The organism is Halorubrum sp. SP9 (assembly GCF_005435015.1).
GTDB classification, from domain to species: Archaea; Halobacteriota; Halobacteria; order Halobacteriales; family Haloferacaceae; genus Halorubrum; species Halorubrum sodomense.
Genome location: NZ_SGXU01000409.1, coordinates 1 through 424 on the forward strand (window position 1 = coordinate 1; position 424 = coordinate 424).

Sequence of the window (424 nt, forward strand, 5' to 3'; positions counted from 1 at the left end):
GCCGACAAGCCGACACGGGGGGCTGACCGCAATCGGACCTTGGCAGATCAAGCCGATCCAGCCACAGAAGAGATGCTCCTACCGTCACTCGACGACGGCGTCACGTTGCTCGACGTTGACGACGGCCGAGGCGTCCCAATCCTCCAGTCGCTCGTGCTGGACCATCTCCTGGTACACGATGGGCCCGCCTTCTGGGTTGACGCGAACGGCCACGCGACGACGACGACGCTGGCTCAGATCACACCGAGCCAGCGGTTGCTCGACCGGATCCACGTCGCACGTGGATTCACCGCGTACCAGCACTACGGCGCTGTCGACAATCTCCCGACGACAGTAAACCAGAGCATCCAGAAATCGACCGCTGTCACCGACACATCCGGTCGACAGTCAACGGTACAAAACGAAAACTCGTCTCCACACACCC

1 pseudogene is annotated in these 424 nt (G+C 61.8%); it reads left to right on the plus strand.

Annotated features, from left to right (window positions below):
* Positions 1-424: pseudogene (locus EXE45_RS21000) on the plus strand (hypothetical protein); the annotation flags it as partial.